The organism is Chryseobacterium sp. AG363 (genome assembly GCF_003610675.1).
Lineage (GTDB): Bacteria > Bacteroidota > Bacteroidia > Flavobacteriales > Weeksellaceae > Chryseobacterium > Chryseobacterium cucumeris.
In genome coordinates this window covers 2,393,581-2,418,789 of record NZ_RAQF01000002.1, presented here as the reverse complement: position 1 = coordinate 2,418,789, position 25,209 = coordinate 2,393,581, and the positions used below count along the sequence as shown (strand labels likewise).

The window sequence follows — 25,209 nt, the reverse complement described above, 5'->3', positions numbered from 1 at the left end:
ATTACAAAAGATTATAGTTATTTTATCTGAAATATTTATCATATTTTCTTAGGGTAGTATAAAATGTAAATTAATAGATAAAGTCAACATACATGAATACAGTTTTAAATCCAAAAATTCAAAAGATTTTACTCCTGAGTTCTTTTCTTTTCCTCTCCATTGGAAAAGCCAAGGCTCAAAATATTGAGAATGTTTCTAAGAAAGGAGAAACTTCTGTAGAAGTTTTGCTTTCCGGCAACAAAAAAATGGTAATAGATTTTTATGGAGAAAATATTTTCAGATTATTTTTAGATCCCAAAGGTGGAGAAATAAGAAATCCGGAAGCGGTGCCTCCTGCTCAGATTTTGGCAGATCAGCCCAGAAAAAAAGTAAAAGGAATTGCTATTAATAATCTATCACAGACTGTTTCTGTCTCCACCAATAAAATTAAAATAGAAATTGAAAACGCTACTTCTTTATTTAAAGTATTTGACTTGAACCTTCACAAAGAGATCTTTACTTTTATAGCTCCCATTGAATTTAACTCTAAAGAAGTAGTACTGACTTTATCTCAGGGAAAAGATGAATATTTCTATGGAGGCGGTGTGCAGAATGGGAGATTCTCCCATAAAGGAAATACTATTTTTATTGTAAATCAAAATAACTGGACTGACGGTGGTGTAGCATCTCCCAATCCTTATTACTGGTCCACAAATGGATATGGTTTTATGTGGCATACTTTCAAAAAAGGATATTATGATTTTGGTAAACAAAATAAAAATGAAGTGAAACTGGCTCATGAGACTAATTATCTGGACGTTTTCTTTATGGTAGATGATCAGCCTAAATCTTTGTTGAATGATTTTTACCAGCTTACAGGAAACCCTGTACTTTTGCCCAAGTTCGGTTTTTATGAAGGACATCTTAATGCCTACAACAGAGATTATTGGAAGGAAGACGATAAAGGAATACCATTTGAAGACCGAAAAAGATATAAAGAGAGCCAAAAAGACAATGGAGGAGTTAAAGAATCGTTAAATGGTGAAAAAAACAATTATCAGTTTTCAGCCAGAGCAGTTATAGACCGTTATAAAAATGCAGATATGCCATTAGGATGGATATTGCCCAATGATGGGTATGGAGCTGGATATGGACAAACTGAAACTTTGGAAGGCAACGTCGCCAATTTAAAATCATTTGGAGCATATGCCAGAAAAAATGGCGTAGAAATAGGATTGTGGACACAGTCAGATTTACATCCAAAAGAAGGAGTAGCTGCTCTTTTGCAGAGAGATATTATAAAAGAAGTGGGGGATGCAGGCGTAAGAGTTTTAAAAACGGATGTCGCCTGGGTAGGTCCTGGCTACTCATTCGGGCTGAATGGTATTTCAGATGTAGCTCAAATAATGCCACGCTATGGTAATGGAAGTCGCCCTTTTATTATTTCGCTGGACGGATGGGCGGGTTCACAACGATATGCAGGTATCTGGACCGGCGATCAAACTGGCGGAGAGTGGGAATACATCAGATTTCATATTCCTACGTACATAGGTTCAGGCTTGTCTGGCCAGCCTAATATTACTTCGGATATGGATGGTATTTTTGGTGGGCAAAATCCGGTTATCAATACCAGAGATTTCCAATGGAAAACCTTCACTCCCATGCAGCTTAATATGGATGGCTGGGGAGCCAATGAAAAGTATCCTCACGCCTTGGGTGAACCAGTTACTTCTATCAACAGAAATTATTTAAAATTAAAGTCGAGCTTACTTCCTTATACTTATAGTGTGGCTAAGGAAGCTGTAGATGGATTGCCAATCATCAGAGCAATGTTTTTACAACAGGCTAATGATTATACCCTCGGAAAATCTACTCAGTACCAGTATCTGTATGGTCCCTATTTTTTAGTGGCTCCCATATATCAAGCCACAAAAATGGATAAAGAAGGGAATGATATCAGAAATAATATTTACCTCCCAAAAGGAAATTGGATTGATTACTTCACAGGACAAACGTATGAAGGAGGAATTATTTTAAATCATTTCGATGCACCCATTTGGAAGCTTCCTCTATTTGTGAAGCCAGGTGCTATTATTCCGATGGTAAATGCTAATAATAATGTTAGTCAAATCAATAAAAAATTAAGAATTTATGAAGTGTATCCTTCAGAAAAATCCAGTTTTACAGAATATGATGATGATGGCGTAACCGAAAATTATAAGAAAAACGAATCTGTAAGCACTCTTATAGAAAGTAATGTAGTTAAAAATACTGCGACAATAAGCATTTCTCCTGCTCAAGGTAATTTTAATGGTTTTGAAAAAGAAAAAATAACAGAATTTAGAATTAATGTTACTAAAAAACCATCCGGTGTAAAACTTTCTATTGGAGGAAAAAATATAAAGCTGAAAACAGTAAATACGTTAGATGAATTCAATAGTGCGACAAATGTATATTTTTACAATAGTCAACCGGAATTCAATAATTTCTCTACAAAAAATTCTGAATTTTCAAAGTTTTCAATTACCAGAAATCCACAACTTTGGGTAAAATCAGAAATCACCGATATCAGCAAAAACAAAGTAGAGCTTGTCATTAAAGATTACCAATTTACCAATTCCAATCAATTGAAAAATAATTCCGGGGTATTGGCAGAAACTTTAAAACCAGTCACTTCCGAAAATACAAACACTGCCTATTCAATATTGCCATCGTGGAATAAAATACCTAATGCTGATTATTACGAAATACTATATAATAATATGGTATACAGTAATATAAAAGATAGTTCTTTCTTGTTTGAAGGATTAGCTCCTGAAACAAAATATGATTTCAAAGTAAGAGCTGTAAATAAAACCAATACTTCTGCTTGGGTTTCTTTTTCATCCCAAACCAATAAAAATCCTTACGAATTTGCGATTAAAGGGATAAAAGCAACTGCTACAATTCCAAGTCAGGAAGGAGAAGGGATAGAAAATCTTTTTGATCAGGATGTGAGTACAGGCTGGCATTCAGATTATGAAAAGAGCAAGGTTCCTTTTGAAATGATTTTAGATTTAGGATCTGTGAATACAATAAGTAAATTGGAATACATCCCTAGGAGCAGCGGTTACAACGGAATATGGATGAAAGGTAAAGTTTCACATAGTGATAATAAAAAAGATTGGACAGAACTTGGCTCTTTTATCTGGGATAGAAATAACAAAACCAAATCTTTAGATTTTGCCACACATCCTACCACACGATTCATTAAAATTGAAGTCAGCAATGCCTTCAGAAACTTTAGTTCTGGAAATGAGCTATACGTTTTTAAAGTACCAGGTTCTGTAAGTTTGCTTCCTGGTGATATCAATAATGATCAGAAAATTGATAGGAATGACTTTACTTCATATATGAATTATACAGGTTTGAGAAAAGGAGATTCTGACTTTGAGGGATATATCAGTAATGGTGATATTAATAAGAACGGTTTCATTGATGCATTTGATATTTCTAACGTCGCTACAAAAATTGATGGAGGGATAAATGATGAAGAGTTGAAACCACTGCAAGGTAACATTACAGTCTCTGTCTCAAAACAGCAATATGCTAAGAATGATATTGTAGAAGTAGTGGTAAAAGGTAATAATCTGCAATCTGTAAATGCACTGAGTTTTGCCATTCCATATAACCAGCAGGAACTTGAATATATAGGTATTACACCATTACATATTGAACAAATGGAAAACCTCACTTATGATCGATTGCATACCAATAAAGAGAAAGTATTATATCCTACACTGGTTAATACAGGGCAAAAACAACCTTTAGAAGGCACAACAGATTTATTCATTCTTAAATTTAAAGCCAAGCGAAACGGATCATTTAATATAAAAGCTGTTAACGGATTACTGGTGGATAAAACACTGAATTCTATTGACTTTTAATGACGAAGTTTAAAGCTAAAAAATAAAGGCTCGGATTTTACAATCTGAGCCTTTGTTCAAAATAATTATAGAGAATTTCTTATGATTAAATTAGAAGCATTTTCAATTCTTCCTTCTTTGGAATTAAGAACCATTTCCGCCAAAATCTTTCCCATTTGCCAAAAATCCGTAGAAATTGTAGTAATGCCATTTTCTACAATACCTTTAAGAGGCGTTTCGTTGTAGGAGATAATTCCAAAATCCTTTCTGATCTTTAGCTTCTGCTTTTTAGATTGCTTAATGACATTGACCAAATGCTTATCATCTACAATAATAAATACGTCTCCATTCAGGATTTCTCTATCAGTAAAATTACAGATGATCTCATGCTTCATTTTATACTGCTCACAAAAACTGGTAAATCCTTTTACCATACCTACAGGCTCTTTTTGCCCGGGAAAAATAAGAATTAACCTTTGATAGGCTTCAAGCTTAGTTTTTGCTTTTAATAACCCATTGTGCATATCTTTTGCAAAATTCTGATGTACTGATGAATATTCCCTTAAAAATATATTGGTTTGATCCAATATATATACGTCTTTCTTAGGAAGCATCTTAATAACGGGAGCTGTATCATTCATATTCCCGGGCATAATGATATATTTTGTGTAGCTTCCATTGTTTTCTTCTATTAATTTCTTGAAGACATCAATATTGAAATAATGGAAAAATACATGTACATTCGCTCTTTGCTGTATCTCTTCCAAAAAGGAATAATAAAGATTTTCCTTAAAAGCATTCAGTTCATCAAACAGTAAAAAAATGCGCTCTTCAAAATTCCAATCAGTACTTTTTATATAGTATCCTTTGCCCAAAATAGCATTTACTATTCCTTTCTTTTTCAGTATCTCGTAGGCATAAAGAACAGTGTCTCTGGAAATACCGAATTCCATACACACTTTATTGATGGAAGGTAATTTGTCATTTTTTTTTAGTAGTTGTTGGGCAAGAGCTTGTTCAATGGAATTTATAATCTGTTGGTATTTAGGAATAACTGAATCGGGGATTATTTTAATAAGCTTCATAACATTGCCAATTTTTTAAACTAGTAGTAAATATACAAAAACCGGTAGGAACAAGTATGGTTGTGCTTTTCAAATTTATACATTTGATAATAGAAGGTTTTCTTTTGTGTGATTTTAGTGTGAAAGATTCAGAATTATTCTAAATGATCTATTAAGAGTGCTAAACTATTAAATACTTTATAGTACTTGAAAGTGCTGGAAAGTATAGAAATCTATGATAAACTTACTATAAAAATTTTTAAGCGTGGGAAAACTATCGACACTTGATTTTGTTATATTTCTAATGTATTTTTTTGTTGTAACAGTATATGGCCTATGGATATACAATCGGAAAAAATCAAAAACTACAGGAAGTAAAGATTATTTCCTTGCAGAGGGCTCATTGACATGGTGGGCAATTGGAGCGAGTTTGATTGCATCTAATATTTCAGCAGAACAATTTATTGGGATGAGTGGAGAAGGTTTTTTCACGGGAGTAGCTGTTGCTGCTTATGAATGGCTGGCTGCCATTGCACTGATAATTATTGCAGTATGGTTTATTCCTATTTACCTCAAAAATAAGATTTATACAATGCCTCAGTTTTTGGAAACACGATATAATAAGGCTGTTTCTCTTATTATGGCTGTTTTTTGGCTATTTTTATATGTAATTGTTAATCTTACTTCCATTCTTTATTTAGGAGCTGTAGCTATTGATTCATTGCTCGGTGGAGGGCATCTGCATATCATTATGGTTGCACTTTTACTAATGGCTTTGGTTATTGGATTGGGTGGAATGAAAGTCATTGGCTACACGGATGTTATTCAGGTGGCTGTTCTTATTATTGGTGGCTTTGCTACAGTTTATATGGCATTACAGGTTGTGGATCAAAGAATTAATGGTGCTGCTGTTGGAAATGCTTTAATGGGTTTAAATACTCTTTTGAAAGAAGCTCCGGGACATTTCAAACTCATTCTTGATAAACCACAAATTACCGCCACTACTTTATCAATGTCAGAAAATTTAGCGGTACGGAAATATATAGTTTTGCCGGGTTTAGCAATGTATCTTGCTGGACAATGGATTGTACAACTTAATTATTGGGGATGTAACCAATACATTACCCAAAGAGCATTAGGAGCAGATCTAAAAACAGCAAGAACGGGAATTTTATTTGCAGGATTTTTGAAACTTTTTATGCCTCTAATTGTTGTGCTTCCTGGTATTGCAGCTTATGTACTTTATACAAAAGGTCATTTGTCCAATTTTAATGGGGTGAAAGACAGTGCTTATTCTGCAATCCTGGGGCTGCTTCCATCCGGACTTAAAGGTCTTGCAGTGGCTGCTTTAACAGCTGCAATAGTAGCATCACTTGCTGGAAAAGTAAACAGTATATCCACCATTTTTACTTTAGATATTTATAAAAAATATTTAAAAACCAATACATCTGAATCGCAAATGGTAAGAACAGGACGTTTGACAATTATAGTGGCGATGCTTATTGCTTTGGTATTTACATGGACAGATATTTTGGGAATCGGTGGTGAAGGTGGTTTTACATTTATACAAAAATATACCGGTTTTATTAGTCCGGGTGTATTTGCTATGTTTATTTTAGGAATGTTTTGGAAAAGAACTACTGGAACTGCTGCTATAGTTGGAGTTATGCTCGGTTTTTTATTATCTATATTCTTTAACAGTTTTGCAGTTGAACTATTTGGAAAAGAAACATGGATGTATACAGCATTCACTTATGAAAAGTTGGAAAATGGCATGGTAAAATCCATTACAGAGATTCCTTTCCTGATCAATATGGGTTGGTCATTTTTCATTACTGTAGTGGTAATGGTACTCTTAAGTTTCTTTGGCCCAAAAATAAATCCAAAAGCTTTTGTTACAGACAAAAATATGTTCAATGTGGACAATAGAACATTATTCCTGATCGTCATTATTGTATTAATTCTCACTGCTATTTATGTTCGTTTTTGGTAACAGGAATAATTTGAGTTTTGCATTTGAAGAATTTTAACAAGTTTCATAATATTTAAATATTTTTTCAACTGGTGGTAAAGCTGCAAAAACCGGTGGTAACCAATATGGCAGCATCAGGTAAATTTATAAATTTGTTTTAATACATAATTAACTTTAATCGCTAATACAACATATACAATGAAGTTTATTAAAAACATAATTTTAGCCTTTTGTTTAGTGGGAGCAACTGTAATAAATGCCCAGCAAAAACCTCTTAAATATGAATCTTTCAAAATTGAAGATGGAGAATTTAAATTGAATGGACAGTCAATTAAATTGCATTCTGGTGAGATTCATTACGCCAGAATTCCCCAGGCTTATTGGAGACATCGGTTACAAATGGTTAAAGCTATGGGTTTAAATACGATAGCTACTTATGTTTTTTGGAATTATCATGAAATAGCTCCTGGAAAATGGGATTTTCAAACCGGAAATCGAAACTTAGCTGAATTTTTAAAAATAGCAAAAGAAGAAGGTTTAATGGTAATCCTTCGCCCAGGTCCTTATGTATGTGCAGAATGGGAATTCGGTGGTTATCCCTGGTTTTTACAAAACGACAAGGATATGAAAATCAGAGAATATAATACTCCATTTTTAAATTCAACAAAAGCTTATTTTACAGAGCTTTACAAGGTGGTAAAACCTTATTTGATTGTTAATGGAGGTCCTATTGTTATGGTGCAGGGAGAAAATGAATTCGGATCTTTTGTTAGTCAACGGGAGGACATTAAGTTGGAAGATCATAAAAAATACAGTTCTTCAGTATTTGATCAATTAAAAGAAGTTGGTTTCAAAGGAATGGAGTTTTTTACCTCAGATGGAGACTGGTTATTTGAAGGAGGTGCTTTGCCTGGCGCTTTACCAACGGCAAATGGAGATGAAGACCCGGAAAATATTAAGAAAGAGGTGAAAAAATACCATAATGGGAAAGGCCCTTTTATGGTAGCGGAATACTATCCGGGCTGGTTAGACCATTGGGCAGAACCTTTTCCCCGTAAAGCAGCAGAAAGAGTAAAAGGTCACATTGAAAAATTCATGAATAATGATATTTCTTTTAATATTTATATGGTACATGGAGGAACTAACTTCGGATTTACCTCTGGAGCTAATTACGATAAAGATCATGCTATACAGCCAAGTATGACCAGTTATGATTATGATGCACCTATTACTGAGGCAGGTTGGGAAACCGAAAAGTATATGAAATTAAGAGAATTATTAAAAAATTCCTCTACCCCTCCTGTTCCTTCTAGAATTCCAGTTATTAAGATTGCGGGTATTCAACTATCTCAGGCAATTGATTTAGAAGATTTAAAAAAGAATATAAAACCAGTAATTAATGATAATCCTTTGACTTTTGAGCAGTTAAATCAAGGGCATGGCTATGTTTGGTATAGCAAAAATTTTAATCAGCCCATTAAAGGAACTTTAAAACTAGATGGATTAAGAGATTATGCGATTGTATATGTGAATGGGGAAAAAGTAGGAGAGCTTAACCGTTATTATAAAAAATATGAATGTAATGTTAATATACCCTTCAATGGAAAATTAGACATTATAGTAGAAAACATGGGGAGAATTAATTACGGGTCTGAGATTAATAAGAATACAAAAGGAATTATTTCCCCTGTATTTATTAATGACCGAAAAATAACAGGAGATTGGGAAATGTACGGACTTCCTTTTGAAAAGGCTCCGGTAATTGATGCAAAACAAAAATCTGATGTGAAAGAGAACAGACCAGTTATCTATAAAGGGAATTTTAATGTATCGCAGGTGGGAGACACTTTTTTAGATATGCGGCCTTTCGGAAAAGGGATTGTATTTGTCAATGGAATTAATCTGGGAAGATATTGGTCGGTAGGACCACAACAGACTCTGTATTTACCGGGATGTTACTTAAAAAAGGGGAATAATGAGATTGTTATTTTTGAACAGAAAAATAATAAACTTCAAAAAGAATTAAACACATTATCCGAACCTATTTTGGACAAATTAAACCCTGAAAACGGGTCAAACTGATATAAATAATAAACTCAGTATGAGTAATTCATTTAACAGCAAAAATCATCCACATAGAAGATATAATCCTTTATTGGATGAATGGGTTTTGGTATCACCTCAAAGGGCTAAACGCCCATGGCAGGGACAAGAGGAAAAGCCCTTAACAAGCATTCAAAATCAATATGATCCAAAATGTTATTTATGTCCCGGAAATTCAAGAGCTAATGAGACCCAAAACCCCCATTATGAAGGTGTATATGTATTCGATAATGATTTTGGAGCTTTATTGAAAGAAGAAGTAACCACAGATAAAGCGGATGATGAAGAGGATGAGTTATTTAAAATGAAACCTGAAAGAGGAATTAACCGGGTCATCTGCTTTTCACATGACCATTCATTGACTCTTCCTGAAATGTCTGTAGAAGCAATTACAAAGGTGGTGTCCGTCTGGAAAGAAGAATATCAGAGTCTGGGGAAACTGGATTATATTAATTATGTTCAGATTTTTGAAAACAAAGGGGCAGTGATGGGTTGTAGTAATCCTCATCCTCATGGTCAGATTTGGGCACAGGCATCCATTCCTTCTCAAGTGGTCAGAACACAGCAAAATTTGAAAAGCTATTATGATAAACATGGAACAACTCTTTTGTATGATTATCTTCAAAAAGAAATTGAAAGTAAGGAGCGAATTATTTTAGAAAATAAAGGTTTTGTGGCTCTGGTTCCATTTTGGGCAACCTGGCCCTATGAAACAATGATCATTAGTAAGATACCTTTAAATAGTCTATCGGATTTTTCACATGAGGACCAGGCTTTATTTGCTCAGATATTGAAAGATCTGACCACGAAATACGATAATATTTTCTCAATTTCTTTCCCTTATTCTGCAGGAATACATCAGGCACCTACAGACTTGGAATCACATGAAGAATGGCATTTTCATATGCATTTTTATCCTCCTTTGCTTCGTTCAGCTAGTGTGAAAAAATTCATGGTAGGATACGAAATGTTAGCAGAAGCCCAAAGAGATATTACTCCCGAACAAAGTGCTGAGATTCTTAAAAAAAGCTCAACAATTCATTATAAAAATAAATAGAATAGCTCTTCATAAAAATAGACTGTTTTATAAATCAGATACCAATACATGTCAAATAATAAATATATTGATTCTTTAATTAGTGAAGGTGATATTCCTCAATTTAGAGAGTTGTACGGACAAAACTCAGAATTATTACATCAGCAAGCAATCCGGTATACCAAAACATTATCTCGTTTTAAAGAAATTTTTGGAGAAAAAGAGGTTTCTGTTTTTAGTTCACCGGGGCGAACCGAAATTGGAGGTAACCACACAGATCATAATCATGGTCGCGTATTAGCGAGTGCCATAAACTTAGATAATATAGCCGTTGCTGCTAAAAATAACTCCAATGTGATCCGGATTGAATCTTCAGGCTATCAGTCATTTGAAGTAGATTTGAACCACCTTATTCCCAATGAGAACGAATTTTTAACCTCTAATGCCCTTGTTCGTGGAATTAACGCCCGATTAAATGAATTGGGATATAAAATAGGAGGATTTGATGCTGTAATTGATGGATGCGTTCCTAAAGGTTCCGGATTAAGTTCATCAGCATCATTTGAGGTTTTAATTGGCGCAATTGTAAGTCATTTATTTAATGATGGTAACATAGATCCTATACTAAATGCCCGTATTGGACAATATGCAGAAAATGTTTTCTTTGGAAAACCTTGTGGATTAATGGATCAGGTAGCTTGTTCAGTGGGAGGATTGGTAATCATCGACTTTGCAGACGTAACCAATCCTGTTGTTAAAAAAGTAAATTTTGATTTTGAATCTACTGGTTTTTCTTTAGTGATCACAGATACCCAGGGCGATCACACTAATTTGAATGATGAATACGCTGTTTTACCTAAAGAAATGAAAGACGTTGCCGCCCATTTAGGATGTAGTGTGCTGAGAGAAACCACTCTGGAAAAAGTAATGGATATCGCCCCTTCTATCCGTAAGAAAGTAGGAGACCGGGCTATTTTAAGAGCCATTCATTTTGAATGTGAAAATGACCGGGTAGTAGACGAAGTGACTGCATTAGAGAATAATGATTTTAAAAAATTTTTACAATTGGTCATAGACTCGGGGCATAGTTCGTATATGTACAATCAAAATGTTTATGTAGCAAATAATATACGTGAACAAGCCGTGTCATTGGGATTAGCTTACAGCGAATTGGTACTAAAAGGTGCCGGAGCCTGGCGTGTGCATGGTGGAGGGTTTGCAGGAACAATACAGGCCTTTGTCCCTGAAAATTTGCTTGATAAATATACCACAACTTTAAATCATTTATTTGGAGCAGGTTCCTGTCATCCCTTATTCATCAGGCAAAAAGGAGTTGTTAAATTAGACTTTTAAAAATGGGTGTCATCAATGAAGTGACTTTTAATACAGTTCACAACCAACAAAAAGTCCGGTTATTTACTCTTAACAATCAAAATGGAATGATTGTACAGGTGACAAATTATGGGGCAATTATAGTGAGCATTAATGTGAAAGATAAAGACGGAAAACAGGCAGATGTGGTACAGGGATATGAAACAGCACAAGAATACATAGACAATAATGAATTTTATCAAGGTGCCATTTGTGGGAGATGCGCTAATCGTGTCAGGAAAGGAAAATTCATATTAAACAGAAAAGAATACTCATTAACAGTTAATAATGAAGATAATCATTTACATGGTGGTCTGAAGGGTTTTGATAAAAAATTATGGGATGTTAAAGAATCTTCTGCCTCGGAAGTGACTTTTCAATACACTTCTCCTGACGGGGAAGAGGGCTACCCTGGTACACTATCTGTAACGGTAACTTATTCCATTAATGAAAATAATGAATTAAGGTTAGATTATTCAGGGACAACAGACCAGGAAACCATACTCAATCTGGTAAACCATTCTTATTTTAATTTAGCAGGAGAGGGTAGTGGGACAATAAATAACCATCAATTGCAGATTGAGGCTGATTTTTACACTCCTCTTTCAAAAAATCTTGAACCTACAGGCGAGATTTTAACAGTAAAAAATACTCCGTTTGATTTTACCTCCTTAACAGGTATTGGAGACAGAATTAATACGGATCATGATCAACTTAAGATTGGAAATGGATATGATCATAATTTTGTTTTAAAGCACCCTATTCATCGTTTAGATTTAGCAGCTACTGTTATAGAGCCACGGTCCGGTAGAAAAATGGAAGTCTTTACCACTATGCCGGGTTTGCAGTTATATACTGCCAATTGGATAAAAAATGTAAAAGGAAAAGAAGATCACATCTACCAGGAAAGAGAAGCTTTTTGTTTAGAAACGCAAAATTTTCCCGACGCTATTAATCAATCTCATTTTCCATCACCTATACTAACTCCTAAAAATGTATATAAACATTCAACTATATACAAATTTTCAGTTTATTAATATCCAATTAGACTTAACAATTGATTAATTTTTTGATGTGGCTCAACTTTAGAGACCGCTGAAAAGAAGTTCCATATAAAAAACAAAAAACCTCTAAAATAAATTAGAGGTTTTGAAGTGGTTTCTCCAGGAATCGAACCAGGGACACATGGATTTTCAATCCATTGCTCTACCAACTGAGCTAAGAAACCATTTATGTTTTCGTTTATTACTTCGTTGTTTTAAAGTGATGCAAAAGTATAACATTTTATAATACCGCACAAGTTTTTCGGTTAATTTTTTTGAATAAATATGCTGGTATAACTGGATTATAGCTTTAATGTATTGTTCATCAGTCTTTTGGTATGTTTTATTTTTTTTCTGTTTTTTGAATATAATTCTCAAAGAGCCTTATTAAAAGATTTTCAGACCTGATATCTAGCGATTTTTTCCAAAAATATTGTACTTACAAAGGATGGAGGAGAAGATTTTTTCTGCTGGACTATTTTTGGAGTTAAATTGTTGCTTCTTCAAACAATGTTAAACACGCTATAAAATAATCCGATTTTTAATTGTGAAAAACAGTAAACACTTGATTTATAATACTTAATTCACCTAACAAGTGTTAGTCGTACTATTACTACATTTTTTTAAATTTAATAATAAACACTATTTGCTTTTTATAAATACATCTATATTTGGTGATATAGAAAGCAAACAATCACAATACATTAACCATTAAAATTTATAATCATGGCAGAAAGAAACTCAAGAGGAATTTTAAAATTCAACAACGGAGAAGGACAAAAGCTATTAAAACTTAATTATAGCGTATCAAGAGCTACAGATGTATCAGGACGTGTAGCATCAGATCCTTCCAATGCTCTTATCAAAATTACGGTGGAAGCTACGGATAAATCAGACATCCTGGAAAGTTTACTGAACGGAAAGTATAAGCCTACAGTAGGAGAGATTACTTTCAACAAATCTCACGAAGAAGGAACACTAACAACATTAAAGTGGAACAATGGTTATGTAATTCAGCATGAAGTAGATTTCGACGCTGTGGATGACAACAGTATGTATATTAGTTTTGTGGTAAGTGCAGAACAGATAGATCTGGGGAATTCTTCGTACTTTGGAGCATGGCCTTCTTAAGCATATTCAGAATTTAAATATCAGGCAGAATAGTACACCCGTTTCAAGGGACACTGTTCTGCCTTTTTTAACCTTATAGAACGACTGTTTATTCCAAATAAAGTTCTGAAAAAACACCTAATCACTATGAATAAAAATGCCTCAAATTCCGATAAGATTTCTGAGAATCATATTCCCGGAATCAACCGTGTGGTAAAACTGGATATTGTGATTGAAGGCAAAATAATCAAACACTTCAAGCATTTCCGCCTACAGCAGAGTGCGAGACGCCAGCACAATTTTGAACTTATTCTGGCCCATGATTCTCTTGGGAAAGCTCAATTGCAAGAACAGCCGAAGCTTACGGAGAACAGTTTTACTATGATGGTGAAGTACTTCATTTTGGCAAACTTCCGACTTCTGAAAACCGATCTCTCTTGTCTATGGAAGTAATGCGACAGATGTTCAGGTAGAACTGAATGCTGTTCATGCCAATCCTAAATTTTTGGGGTATAACAGCAGCAGTCATACTAAAATGGAAGGCTCAGTATGACAAAAGATTTGTTTAAGGATACGGAGAAAACTCTAAAATTGATGGGGAGGTTACGTTTCTTTTAGATCAGGAGGAAGTAAATATTTTACAGAAAAATAATTATTTTAACCTTCCTAAATTTAAAGAATGGTGGGACAATGCAGACCACGATGAATATTTTGCTGAAGAATGTGAGTATAACAGTACCTGCGGCCCAGATAACCAACCTATGAATATTACAGAATGGAGAAAACAGCATCCTAAAAAATAATATATAAAGCACATTTAAATCTAACTGTGCTTTTATTTAAAAAAAATGGTAGCTTATCTTGCAAATACCTATGATTTTTTGTTCAATAAAAAATCATAGGAATAGGGTGGCTGGGAATCTAGATAGAATATTTTAGGAGCGTATTTTGAAGATGATTCAAAAAGTAAGGTAAATGGCCTAAGTTGAAAGAAGAAATGCAGAAAAACAATTAGTATGGGCTGTCTGATTTAAAAGCTAGTTTGGTACGAGTTCAGGGAATTATGGAACATGAATAGGAATAAATAGAAAACAAAAAAACCTCTGACTAATCAGAGGTTTTAAAGTGGTTTCTCCAGGAATCGAACCAGGGACACATGGATTTTCAATCCATTGCTCTACCAACTGAGCTAAGAAACCATTGTATTTTTGTTTGACTTACTTCGTTGTTTTAAAGTGATGCAAAAGTAGTAAGTTTTAGTATACAAAGCAAGTATTCATCGTACTTTTTTTGAATAAAGTTAAAAACTTACTGATTATCAGCCGGATTATTTTCCTGCTCCTTTCTGATTTGCTCGCTCATCTCCTCCAATACCGGTTTGATCGTGTTTTCCGGAAGATCACTGATTCGGATGTACATCAATCCGTCAATGGCATCATTGAAGTTAGGGTCAACGTTGAAAGCAATTACTTTAGCATTTTGTTTGATGTATTTTTTGATCAGAACAGGAAGTCTCAATTCAGGTTCAAGATCATCAATAATCTTGTCCAGCTTATTCAAATCAGACTCCATTTCCTCAAAGAAAATGTTTTTATCTCTGTCACGAAGCTTTACTTTATATTCATTCCTTGGAGTGATATACTGAGCTACTGCGGAATCAAAATAATTGGAACGCATAAACTCAATCATCAGCGATTTTGAGAACTCAGAGAACTTGTTCGAAATACTCACGCCACCCATAAGGAATTTATGATCAGGATTTCTCAGACATACATGCACAATCCCTCTCCATAAAAGGAAGAGTGGAAGAGGTTTCTGCTGATATTCCTGGCAGATGTAAGCACGACCCATTTCAATCACTTTTTTGAAGAAAGGATGAATGTCCTGTTCAAACTCAAATAAAGAGCTTGTATAGAAGCCTTTGATACCATATTTCTTCATTACCTCTCTACCCAATGCCATTCTGTAAGCACCAGCCAGTTTTTTCTCACCGTTATCCCATAGGAAAAGATGGTGGTAATGTTTGTCATACTCATCAAGGTCAAATGGAAGATTACTTCCCTCACCTACTGCACGGAAAGTAAGCTCTCTCTGACGTCCGATTTCCCTCATAATAGAAGGGATTTCTTCGTAAGTCGTAAAGTAGATCTCATAATTTCCGTTACTGAAAAGCATTTTATCAGTTCCTCTCAGTTTATCAACATCTTTAATAATGTCTTCCAGAGGAGTTTCATCAATGATATTCTGAACAATGTTTTCTTCCTTCAATAAAGGAAACTTTACCGATAAATTCTGAAGATTGATGCTTTGAGCAAGAGATTTTCTCTTTTCATAGTAAGATTTCATCATATACACCTTACGTTTCAGAAACTCTCCCAATTCCTCAATCGTTTCCATATCATCCATTGCCTTTACGGTAATAGGACGTCCGATTCTGATTCTGATAGGTTTTTCCCTGTCATTCATCATTTCTGCTGGAAGCATCAGTGTCTGTAAATTCGGGTGAAGCTTAGCCACCTGATAAAAAAGTCGGCTGTTCTTAGCATGGAAATACATAGGAACTACCGGCACTTTAGCCATTCTGATCAGCTTAAGTGCCGTTTTTTCCCATTCCTTATCTAAAATTTCTCCATAAGGATTGTTTTTATTAGAAACTTCTCCTGCCGGGAATATACCTACACAGCCTCCGTTTTGCAAATGCTTGAGGGTTTCTCGCATTCCTGAAGAGCTGCTGTACGCTTCTTTTCTGTTTTCAAAAGGATTTACAGCGATTACATACGGTTCCATAGGTTTGATCTTTTCCAAAAGGAAATTCCCCATTACTTTGAAATCCGGACGAACCTCTGTCAGGACCTTGCACATCAGAATACCGTCAATAGCACCCAGCGGGTGATTGGAAACGAGAATAAACGGTCCCGTTTTCGGAATCTTTGCCAGATCCTCTTCAAAAGCTACATAGCTTAGGTTTCTTTCTCTCACAAATGAGTCAAAAAAGTCTTTGCCTTCCTTGTCTTTTAATTTATCGTATAATTTATTTACTTCGTTTATTTTAGCAATGCTCATCACAGCAGATGCTACCGGGTTCTTGAGAAACCCAATTTTATTTAAGCCGGAAGCTTTGATCAGATCGTTTTTCGAAATTAAACTCATGTGTGTTTAGTCGCAATTAATATTATTGTGTTACCATTTGAAGAGTATTCTTGGAGATTTGTTCCAATAATACATTTTTTTCATGGTAAAATTTATCAATGTGATCCTTCTTCGCATTTCTTACTGTGAATAAAGATACATTTTTAATTGCTTCGGTTTTAAAAATTTTTTGAAGCTCTTCGTTGAGCTCATCAATATGATTAAATTTATCCTCAAGGCACAGTGCCAGAGAGATTGCAGAATTCTGCATCAGGGAAACTTTAATTTTGTACTTAGACAAGTATCCAAAAATCAGGCTCATATGATCTTCTGCAATAAAAGAGAAGTCTCTGGTAGAGATTTTCAAAAGATCCTGGTTTTCTTTCAGAATATAAGATTCTTCCTGTTGGTTTTTGTCGGAAGTACCTACTTTTGTTCCTTCTTTGGTAGGGTCTAAGAAAGATTTTACATAAAAAGGAATGTTTTTTTGCTGTAGCGGCTGTAATGTTTTTGGGTGAATAACACTTGCTCCATAATAAGCCATTTCAATTGCTTCTTCATAAGAAATGTTGGAAAGAAGAGTTACATCGTTGAATTTTCTCGGATCTCCGGTCATTACTCCCGGTACATCTTTCCAGATCGTCATTGCTTCTGCATTTAAGCAGTATGCAAAAATAGCAGCAGAGTAGTCAGAACCCTCTCTTCCTAACGTTACGGTAAAATTATTGTCGTCAGATCCAATAAATCCTTGTGTTACATAGCAGATTTCAGGATTTAGATGGGAAATAAACTCTTCTGTTCTTGCCCAGTCTACCGTGCCTTCTCTGTAAGAATTATCAGTTTTTACATAATCTCTGGCATCCAGCCATTGATTCGTAAATTGAATTTCATTCAGATACTCACTCACAATTTTAGTAGAGATCATTTCTCCGCAACTTACCACCTGATCGTATACGAAGTTGTAGTTAGGAGATTTATTTCTTCTTAAAAAAGAATCAATATCATCAAAGAAGAGATTAATTTCAGCAAAAACCGCATGATTTTCAGGAAAAAGTCCTTCCGCAATCTCCATGTGTTTTCGTTTTATCTTTTCGATCTCAGTTTGATAGTTATCTTTTTTGAAATAAAGTTCTACAACTTTTTCCAACTCATTTGTAGTCTTGCCCATTGCTGAAATTACCAGCAAGCATTTGGCAAATCCCTGGCTTTTTAGAACCATGGACACATTTTTTACACTGTCAGCATCTTTTACGGATGCTCCACCAAACTTGAAAATTTTCATTAAATTGTTAAAAATAAAATTGTTAGATAAAAAATTACATGAGTTTTTTACGGACGTCAAAATTATAAATTTACAACGAGATATGAAATAGCCTGGCGCAGAGATAGAATTAAGATTTCCTTAAAATCAACAAATAATGAAATAATTTATTTTTTTGTGGGTTTTAGCAAACAAATTTGGAGGTGTAATTTTTAATAATGACCAGGTGTTATGTTATGTTTTATTTGTATTGTGCTGAAATACAGCACTTAATCTCTTTTTTAATTAAATTTTCTTAATGCAATAAATTTTCCGAAATTTGGGCAAAACGTAAAAAGAAAAATATGTCAAATCAACCATTACAGACTTTAGGAGAATTTCTTATAGATAAACAGGACGATTTTCAGTATTCTACAGGTGAATTCTCTCGTCTTCTAAGTGCAATAAGATTGGCTTCGAAAGTGGTAAACAGAGAAGTAAATAAAGCCGGAATTGTAGATATTACAGGGGCTGCAGGAAACCAAAACGTTCAGGGAGAAGAGCAGCAGAAATTAGACGTTATCGCTAACGAAATTTTTATTACGGCTTTGTCTCAGAGAGAGGTTGTTTGTGGTATTGCTTCTGAAGAAAATGATGACTTTATTGATATTAAATGTGGTGAAAACGGACATTTGAGTAAATATGTTGTATTAATTGATCCTTTGGACGGATCTTCCAATATTGACGTAAATGTTTCCGTAGGAACTATTTTCTCGATCTACAGGAGAGTTACAGAACCTGGAACACCGGTACAGTTGGAAGACTTTTTACAGAAAGGAATCAACCAGATTGCTGCAGGATATGTTATTTACGGTTCATCTACCATGATTGTTTACACAACAGGAAATGGAGTAAACGGATTTACATTAGATCCATCTTTAGGAACATATTATCTTTCTCATCCTAACATGACTTTCCCAAAAACGGGTAAAATCTATTCTATTAACGAAGGTAACTATATCAAATTTCCTCAGGGTGTAAAAAACTACCTTAAATACTGCCAGATGGAAGAAGGTGACCGCCCATATACTTCAAGATATATCGGTTCTTTGGTAGCAGACTTCCACAGAAACATGCTGAAAGGAGGTATTTATATTTATCCTTCTTATTCACAAGCTCCGAATGGTAAATTAAGACTTTTATACGAATGTAATCCAATGGCCTTCCTGGCAGAGCAGGCAGGAGCAAAAGCAACTGATGGATTCAGAAGAATTCTTGAAATAGAGCCTACAGAACTTCACCAAAGAATTCCTTTCTTCTGCGGAAGTATTGAAATGGTAGAAAAAGCTGAAGAATTTATGCGTATCGACAGCGTGAAATAAATGGAAGCAACATACTTACAATATTTATTACAATTTAAACGCCCGAGTGGAACATCTCGCGGCGTTTTGCTTGATAAAGAGACTTTTATTCTGACCATTTCCGAAGATGGAAGAAAAGGAGTAGGGGAATGCGCTATCTTCAGAGGACTGAGTTTTGATGACAGACCCGATTATGAAGAAAAACTGAAGTGGCTTTGTGAGAATATCAATCAGGATACCGACTTTTTGAAAGGAGAACTGAAAGAATTTCCTTCCATCTGGTTTGGATATGAGCAGGCCATTCAGAATTTAAGATATGGAGGCAGCCTATATTTTCCAAGTGAATTTACCGAAGGAAAGTCTGCCATTACCATCAACGGTCTGATATGGATGGGCGACGCAGCGTATATGGAAGAACAGATTCAGGAAAAACTGGAAAAAGGCTTTCACTGTATCAAATTAAAAATTGGTGTCGACTGGAAATCTGAGCATGTTATTCTTCAGAAATTAAGAGAAAAGTTCTCCAAAGAACAACTGGAACTTCGTGTGGATGCCAATGGGGGATTCAGTAAAGAGGAAGCGGTTACTGTTTTACAACAACTTGCTGATCTTCATATTCATTCCATTGAACAGCCTATCAAGGCTGGAAATTGGGATGATATGGCTGAGCTATGTGCAAAAACACCTACTCCGATTGCATTGGATGAAGAACTGATCGGAATTATTGATCCTGAAAAAAAGAAACAACTTTTAGAAAGGATAAATCCTCAATATATTATTCTGAAACCTGCCTTAGTAGGAGGATTTTCTGGTTCAGATGAATGGATTTCTCTGGCAGAAAATCAGAATATAGGTTGGTGGATTACTTCAGCTTTGGAAAGTAATATCGGCTTGAACGCCATTGCTCAGTATACATTTACCAAAAAAAATCCAATGCCTCAAGGTTTAGGCACTGGAGCTTTATTTGTCAATAATTTTGAATCCGATTTAGAACTCAGAAATGAGCTGCTGTGGTTCAAAATATAACTGTTAAAAATTAATTAGCATAATGGTGGAGGAGAATCCGGGCAGGTAGTTTGTCCACAATAGTCAGGAGCCCATGATCTGCAGCACATGGCAACCGGATTCCAACTGTTGCATCCAAGAGGTGGTCTTCCTCCTTTGATGGTTTTTAATTCTCCTCTTTTGATTTTCTTTAGATTTTTCATGTTATTGATTTTATTTGATTGGTAAGTAAATGTCGATAACTATTTTGAATTATACAACATGTGGGGAATTATTTAATATTATTTAACAATTTCCCTGAAATATTTAGATAGTGTTGAATGAATTTGGTTGGTTTCAGTTTTTCACCTGCAATCCCTTCCTGTTCAGAATATTTGAATTTTTTTTAATCCGGTCTGTAGGAGGACCTGGCAGTTATAGATCGAATATTTTGTTGATTTAGAGGTTGTTACTCAATTAAATCACATCTTTTACGAAAATGGCTTTCTTTATATAGTTTAATATATCAGAAAACCTTTTTTTAATCTGTCCCATAATTAAAAATTGTAATTCCCTAACAAATGAATTAGCAATCATTGTGCCATACTGATATTTCTTAGCTGATTTTTAACTTATAATTCATTTTTTGGAGATTATTTTAATTATTTGTTAAGAAAAAATTGTGAAAATGTTTTCATTATCTTTGGATCTGTTGGAAATAAGATTTCTGTCAATTCCATATAAATTTTGGAAAATATCATGCTGTACCTGCGAGCTTGAAAGGTATCCCCAATGATTTCCTACTTCATATTTAAGACTATTGAGAAGATCATCTTTTACAAAGGTACAGTCGATGACAGACACAATATCTTTATATTGATCAATACCGCTCGGACCATTTTTACCCAGCCTTGGAGTGAGAATATTTTTCGTGAACTGAGAAGCCGCCAGAATAATATCCTGTCTGTTTAAGTAAATAGAAATCCTGTTAGCCAGTAAGGGCAGCTTATTAAATGAATCCTCAGCATCTTCAAATACTTTATAGCTCACGTCAGCATTTAACAGGATGACCTGGTCGATAACACGAAGGACATTTTCCCTTTTAAGGCTGTATAACATACTTTGAAGCACTCTGTTTCCCATAGAGTGAGCCACAAGATGTATTCTTTGATTACAGGGAGCAAGATCCCGGTTGGAAAAAATATCTTTTAAAAACTGAGTATAGAAATAGAACAATCTCATCAAAGATGTTCCCGAATTGATGCTGGAAGCTTTATCATCAAAATAACTCAATGGGATTATACTGCCGGAGGCGGGCCAGCTTACAAATAAAATATGCTCCACAGGAGAGGCTGGATTATCAATAAATATTTTTTTCAGATCAAGTATGGCTTTTAATTCATCATCAAAATCATATAAATAACCATGGATGAATATCATGACATCGCTTCTGTCTTTTGTAGAAGACATGTTTTTGTACAATTCATAAAACATTCTTTGGGTGCCACCAAGATTATTGGCTGTAAGAGGGGAGTTTTTAATTCCTTTTTCGCTCAACAGAACGTCTAAAACCTCTTCATACCCCTGTTTTTCAGGCTCAGAAAAAAGTTTGTAATCTAAAATGTTTCTGTTGGTATAGTCTTTTTTCTTTTTGGCCTGTGCAGTAGGTTCCTTATAATTGTCAAAATTGCATTTGGCGATCCTGAAATTGGGAATCGAGTATTCTTCATTGGAAAAAGAGTCTACTCTTTCACCTTTATGCCGGATAATTTTCCGGTTGCTTAAGATATAAACAGCCATAACGGTTAATGGTTAAAATGGTATTAGCTTTCCGAAATTAGTGAAAAATATTGAAATACAACAGGTAAGGCATTTAAATTACCACTTTTACAAAAGCTTATTTTTCCGTAACTTTGTGAAACTTTTTTTGCAAAAAAATAAAAGCTACTTTAATGGAAGAAGAAAAAAAATCACTCAATTTTATTGAGCAAATTATAGAAGATGATCTGGCAAACGGTTTAAGAAGAGATCAGATCCGTTTCCGTTTTCCACCTGAACCCAATGGTTATCTGCATGTAGGGCATACAAAAGCCATCTGCATCAACTTTGGGCTTGGTGAAAAATACAATGCTCCGGTAAACCTTCGTTTCGACGATACGAACCCTGAGAAAGAAGAACAGGAATTCGTAGATTCTATTATGAAAGATGTAGAATGGTTAGGTTTCAAATGGGATAAAGTTTTGTATGCATCCGATTACTTCCAGCAGCTTTATGATTGGGCAGTTCGGTTAATTAAAGAAGGAAAAGCTTACGTAGATGAGCAGCCGTCTGAAGTGATTACTGAGCAAAGAAAAAATCCTGCAGAGCCGGGAATTGAATCCCCATACAGAAATCGTCCTGTTGAAGAGTCTTTAGATTTATTCGAAAGGATGAAAAACGGAGAATTTGAAAGTGGTTCAATGTCTCTTCGTGCAAAAATTGACATGGTTTCGCCTAACATGAATATGCGTGACCCTGTGATGTACAGAATTTTGAATAAACCTCACCACAGAACCGGTACAGCTTGGAAAATTTATCCTATGTACGACTGGGCTCATGGTGAATCCGATTATATAGAACAGGTTTCACATTCCCTTTGTTCTTTGGAGTTTGAAAATCACAGACCTTTGTATAACTGGTATTTAGATCAGGTTTATGAAGAAGGAAATGTTAAAAATAAGCAGAGAGAATTTGCAAGGATGAATGTTTCCTATATGATTACTTCCAAAAGAAAGCTGCAAAGATTGGTAGCTGAAGGAGTAGTAACCGGATGGGATGATCCTAGAATGCCTACTATCTCTGGGATGAGAAGAAAAGGATTTACTCCTACTTCTATCAGAAACTTTATTGAAAAAGTAGGGGTAGCGAAAAGAGAAAACCTTATCGAAATTCAGTTACTGGATTTCTGCGTGCGTGAAGACCTGAATAAGGTTGCCAAGCGTGTAATGGCAGTAGTAGATCCAGTGAAATTAGTGATTGAAAACTATCCGGAAGATAAGGAAGAATGGTTAGAAACTGAGAATAATCCTGAACAGGAAAATGCAGGAACAAGAGAAGTTCCATTCTCAAGAGAAATCTATATTGAACGTGAAGATTTCAAAGAAGAAGCTAACAATAAATTCTTCAGACTCAAATTAGGAGGAGAAGTTCGTTTGAAGTCTGCTTACATCATCAAAGCCGAAAGGGTGGAGAAGGATGAAAATGGTGAGATTACAACGATCTACGCTACGTATGATGAGAAGAGTAAGTCAGGAAGCGGAACAGAGGAAAGTTTAAGAAAAGTAAAGGGAACTTTACATTGGGTATCTGCAAAACATGCTATTCCTGTAGAAGTAAGAATCTACAACCAACTGTTTACAGTGGAACAGCCTGATGCGGAAAAAGATGTAGATTTCTTAAATTTCATCAATCCTGAGTCTGTAACTACAGTGAAAGGATTTGCTGAACCGAGCCTGAAAGAAGTTGCTGTGGGAGAACCATTACAGTTTCAGAGAATCGGATATTTTACGAAAGATCAGGATTCTACAGATGATACATTGGTATTTAACAGAACAGTAACATTGAAAGATTCTTATAAACCTGAATAATTTTAAGGAATAGATCATAAAAACAAAAAGCAGGACTTCAAATGAAGTCCTGCTTTTTGTTGTTTTTGTTGGAATACGCAACGGCGCAAAGAAATTCATTCATTCTGAATATTTTTAAGACGCGAGGAAATCGAAGATTTCCGGCATGTGTTATACTAATTAATTGATAAATGTTCTAAGCTCCAGGGATCAACAAATATCAATTTTATCGTAGATAAAATCTTTGCGTCTTAAAAACGGGTTAAAAAATAAACTTGCGCCTGCGAATTCCAACAGACAAAATTAAATCAGAATTAATCTTAAGAATAATTGATAAGAAAAAATCAGGACTTCAATGCAAGTCCTGATTTATTTTAATAGCTAAAAATCTGAAATTTAAGATTCTACTTCAGAAAATCCTTGTCCTGATAGGCGGGATTTGGATATTTATAAAATCCCTCCCCGGTCAATACTCCCAGTTTTCCTTTATCAATATATTCTTTTTTTAATTTTTCTACAGCTTTTATCTTTAACGGATCCTGAGTTTCTTCAGCTTCCATCTTATTGATATTATAAGCCGTCGTAATTCCTACAATATCCAGAATACCAAAAGGCCCTGCAGGTGCTCCTGTAGCTACCATCCATGTCTTATCAATGGTTTCTATATCTGATACTTCATCAACCCAGAGATTGACTGCAGCGCCAAGCGGCGGAACCAATAATGAATTGACAATATACCCGGGTTGTTCCTTCTGGATAGGTAGTGCTACCATTCCAATCGCTTTCGCAAATCTGATTACAGAATCAAATACCTCCTGAGAAGTTCCCGGATGCCGCATTACCTCTCCGGTATTGTGCTTCCAGATTTCATTGGCAAAATGGAGGGCTACAAATTTCTCCGGTCTTCCTGTATCCTCAGCAAACTGACTTGGAAGAAGAGTAGAAGAATTCGTCGCAAATACTGTTTTTTCCGGGGCAACCTTAGCCAGCTTATGGTAGAATTCTGTTTTAATTGCTGGATCTTCTGGAACTGCTTCTATCAGAAGATCGGCATCTTTAACTGCTTCAGCAAGGTCTGATGAATAATTGATATTTTTAAATGTGGCATCAAGTTGTTCCTTCGTTGCGCCCAGATCTTTTTTGTAAGCTTCACTTAAAGCGGTGAATTTACCTTTGGCTTTTTCCAATACTTCATCATTGATATCATATACGGTAACGTTGAAACCGTGATAGGCCGTCTGGAAAGCGATCTGATATCCTAATACGCCGCTTCCCGCTATCGTTATATTTTTAAAATCCATGAGATT

Annotated in this window: 16 protein-coding genes, 2 tRNA genes and 1 pseudogene; 11 read left to right on the top strand and 8 right to left on the bottom strand. The window is 34.9% G+C overall.

The annotated features are described in order from the left end of the window. The first annotated feature begins 92 nt into the window (after positions 1 to 92). Positions 93 to 3,905: a TIM-barrel domain-containing protein gene (locus DEU39_RS10965; RefSeq protein WP_120231955.1), complete on the top strand. Its 3,813-nt coding sequence runs from the start codon at positions 93 to 95 to the stop codon at positions 3,903 to 3,905. A gap of 65 nt (positions 3,906 to 3,970) precedes the next feature. On the opposite strand, the gene DEU39_RS10960 is transcribed toward DEU39_RS10965, so the two are convergent. Further along, positions 3,971 to 4,969, bottom strand: coding sequence for a GntR family transcriptional regulator (locus tag DEU39_RS10960; protein WP_120231954.1), 999 nt, complete (start codon positions 4,967 to 4,969; stop codon positions 3,971 to 3,973). Positions 4,970 to 5,213: 244 nt separating this feature from the next. Here DEU39_RS10960 and DEU39_RS10955 point away from each other — a divergent pair, with 244 nt between their 5' ends. The 5 genes from DEU39_RS10955 to DEU39_RS10935 all read left to right on the top strand — a co-directional run bounded on the left by DEU39_RS10955 (position 5,214) and on the right by DEU39_RS10935 (position 12,467). Next, positions 5,214 to 6,941: a sodium:solute symporter family transporter gene (locus tag DEU39_RS10955; protein WP_120231953.1), complete on the top strand. Its 1,728-nt coding sequence runs from the start codon at positions 5,214 to 5,216 to the stop codon at positions 6,939 to 6,941. A 177-nt stretch (positions 6,942 to 7,118) separates the two neighbouring features. Continuing rightward, positions 7,119 to 9,002 (top strand): beta-galactosidase, encoded by a 1,884-nt coding sequence (locus DEU39_RS10950; RefSeq protein WP_120231952.1) that lies wholly within the window; start codon positions 7,119 to 7,121, stop codon positions 9,000 to 9,002. Positions 9,003 to 9,021: 19 nt separating this feature from the next. Further along, entirely contained in the window at positions 9,022 to 10,080 is a 1,059-nt protein-coding gene (locus tag DEU39_RS10945) for a UDP-glucose--hexose-1-phosphate uridylyltransferase (RefSeq protein ID WP_062674359.1), read from the top strand. Between the two features lie 48 nt (positions 10,081 to 10,128). After that, positions 10,129 to 11,412 (top strand): galactokinase, encoded by a 1,284-nt coding sequence (locus tag DEU39_RS10940; RefSeq protein WP_120231951.1) that lies wholly within the window; start codon positions 10,129 to 10,131, stop codon positions 11,410 to 11,412. Between the two features lie 2 nt (positions 11,413 to 11,414). After that, positions 11,415 to 12,467 carry an aldose epimerase family protein gene (locus tag DEU39_RS10935; protein WP_120231950.1) on the top strand — a complete coding sequence of 351 codons (1,053 nt, stop codon included), beginning with the start codon at positions 11,415 to 11,417 and terminating at the stop codon, positions 12,465 to 12,467. Positions 12,468 to 12,585: 118 nt separating this feature from the next. Here the strand turns inward: DEU39_RS10935 and DEU39_RS10930 are convergent. Further along, positions 12,586 to 12,658 (bottom strand) — tRNA-Phe (locus DEU39_RS10930). 541 nt (positions 12,659 to 13,199) lie between these two features. On the opposite strand from DEU39_RS10930, the gene tssD reads away from it, so the two are divergent. Beyond that, positions 13,200 to 13,604: a type VI secretion system tube protein TssD gene (gene tssD / locus DEU39_RS10925; protein WP_034695169.1), complete on the top strand. Its 405-nt coding sequence runs from the start codon at positions 13,200 to 13,202 to the stop codon at positions 13,602 to 13,604. A gap of 126 nt (positions 13,605 to 13,730) precedes the next feature. Next, positions 13,731 to 14,121, top strand: a pseudogene (locus DEU39_RS10920) (hypothetical protein); the annotation flags it as partial. A gap of 588 nt (positions 14,122 to 14,709) precedes the next feature. Here the strand turns inward: DEU39_RS10920 and DEU39_RS10915 are convergent. From DEU39_RS10915 to DEU39_RS10905, 3 genes are all read right to left on the bottom strand, one after another. Next, a tRNA-Phe gene (locus DEU39_RS10915) sits at positions 14,710 to 14,782 on the bottom strand. A 109-nt stretch (positions 14,783 to 14,891) separates the two neighbouring features. Then, the gene (locus DEU39_RS10910) at positions 14,892 to 16,733 is read right to left on the bottom strand and encodes a lysophospholipid acyltransferase family protein (protein WP_062674365.1); all 1,842 of its coding nucleotides are present in this window, start codon (positions 16,731 to 16,733) and stop codon (positions 14,892 to 14,894) included. 22 nt (positions 16,734 to 16,755) lie between these two features. After that, positions 16,756 to 17,994, bottom strand: a complete 1,239-nt coding sequence (locus DEU39_RS10905) for an aspartate kinase (RefSeq protein ID WP_120231949.1) — start codon at positions 17,992 to 17,994, stop codon at positions 16,756 to 16,758. A 323-nt stretch (positions 17,995 to 18,317) separates the two neighbouring features. On the opposite strand from DEU39_RS10905, the gene fbp reads away from it, so the two are divergent. Together fbp and DEU39_RS10895 are read left to right on the top strand one after the other, a co-directional pair. Beyond that, complete coding sequence (fbp, locus tag DEU39_RS10900) at positions 18,318 to 19,334, top strand: class 1 fructose-bisphosphatase (RefSeq protein ID WP_034695188.1); 1,017 nt, start codon at positions 18,318 to 18,320, stop codon at positions 19,332 to 19,334. Continuing rightward, the gene (locus DEU39_RS10895; RefSeq protein ID WP_120231948.1) at positions 19,335 to 20,339 is read left to right on the top strand and encodes an o-succinylbenzoate synthase; all 1,005 of its coding nucleotides are present in this window, start codon (positions 19,335 to 19,337) and stop codon (positions 20,337 to 20,339) included. A gap of 14 nt (positions 20,340 to 20,353) precedes the next feature. On the opposite strand, the gene DEU39_RS24385 is transcribed toward DEU39_RS10895, so the two are convergent. Next, the gene (locus DEU39_RS24385; RefSeq protein WP_156121559.1) at positions 20,354 to 20,521 is read right to left on the bottom strand and encodes a bacteriocin-like protein; all 168 of its coding nucleotides are present in this window, start codon (positions 20,519 to 20,521) and stop codon (positions 20,354 to 20,356) included. Between the two features lie 445 nt (positions 20,522 to 20,966). Beyond that, positions 20,967 to 22,097, bottom strand: a complete 1,131-nt coding sequence (locus DEU39_RS10890) for an alpha/beta hydrolase (RefSeq protein ID WP_120231947.1) — start codon at positions 22,095 to 22,097, stop codon at positions 20,967 to 20,969. A 152-nt stretch (positions 22,098 to 22,249) separates the two neighbouring features. Between DEU39_RS10890 and DEU39_RS10885 the strand changes: the two genes are divergently transcribed. Then, positions 22,250 to 23,923: a glutamine--tRNA ligase/YqeY domain fusion protein gene (locus DEU39_RS10885; protein ID WP_062674372.1), complete on the top strand. Its 1,674-nt coding sequence runs from the start codon at positions 22,250 to 22,252 to the stop codon at positions 23,921 to 23,923. Between the two features lie 383 nt (positions 23,924 to 24,306). Here DEU39_RS10885 and DEU39_RS10880 read toward each other — a convergent pair whose 3' ends face one another. Further along, positions 24,307 to 25,203: a 3-hydroxyacyl-CoA dehydrogenase gene (locus tag DEU39_RS10880; protein ID WP_120232235.1), complete on the bottom strand. Its 897-nt coding sequence runs from the start codon at positions 25,201 to 25,203 to the stop codon at positions 24,307 to 24,309. Positions 25,204 to 25,209: the final 6 nt, after the last annotated feature.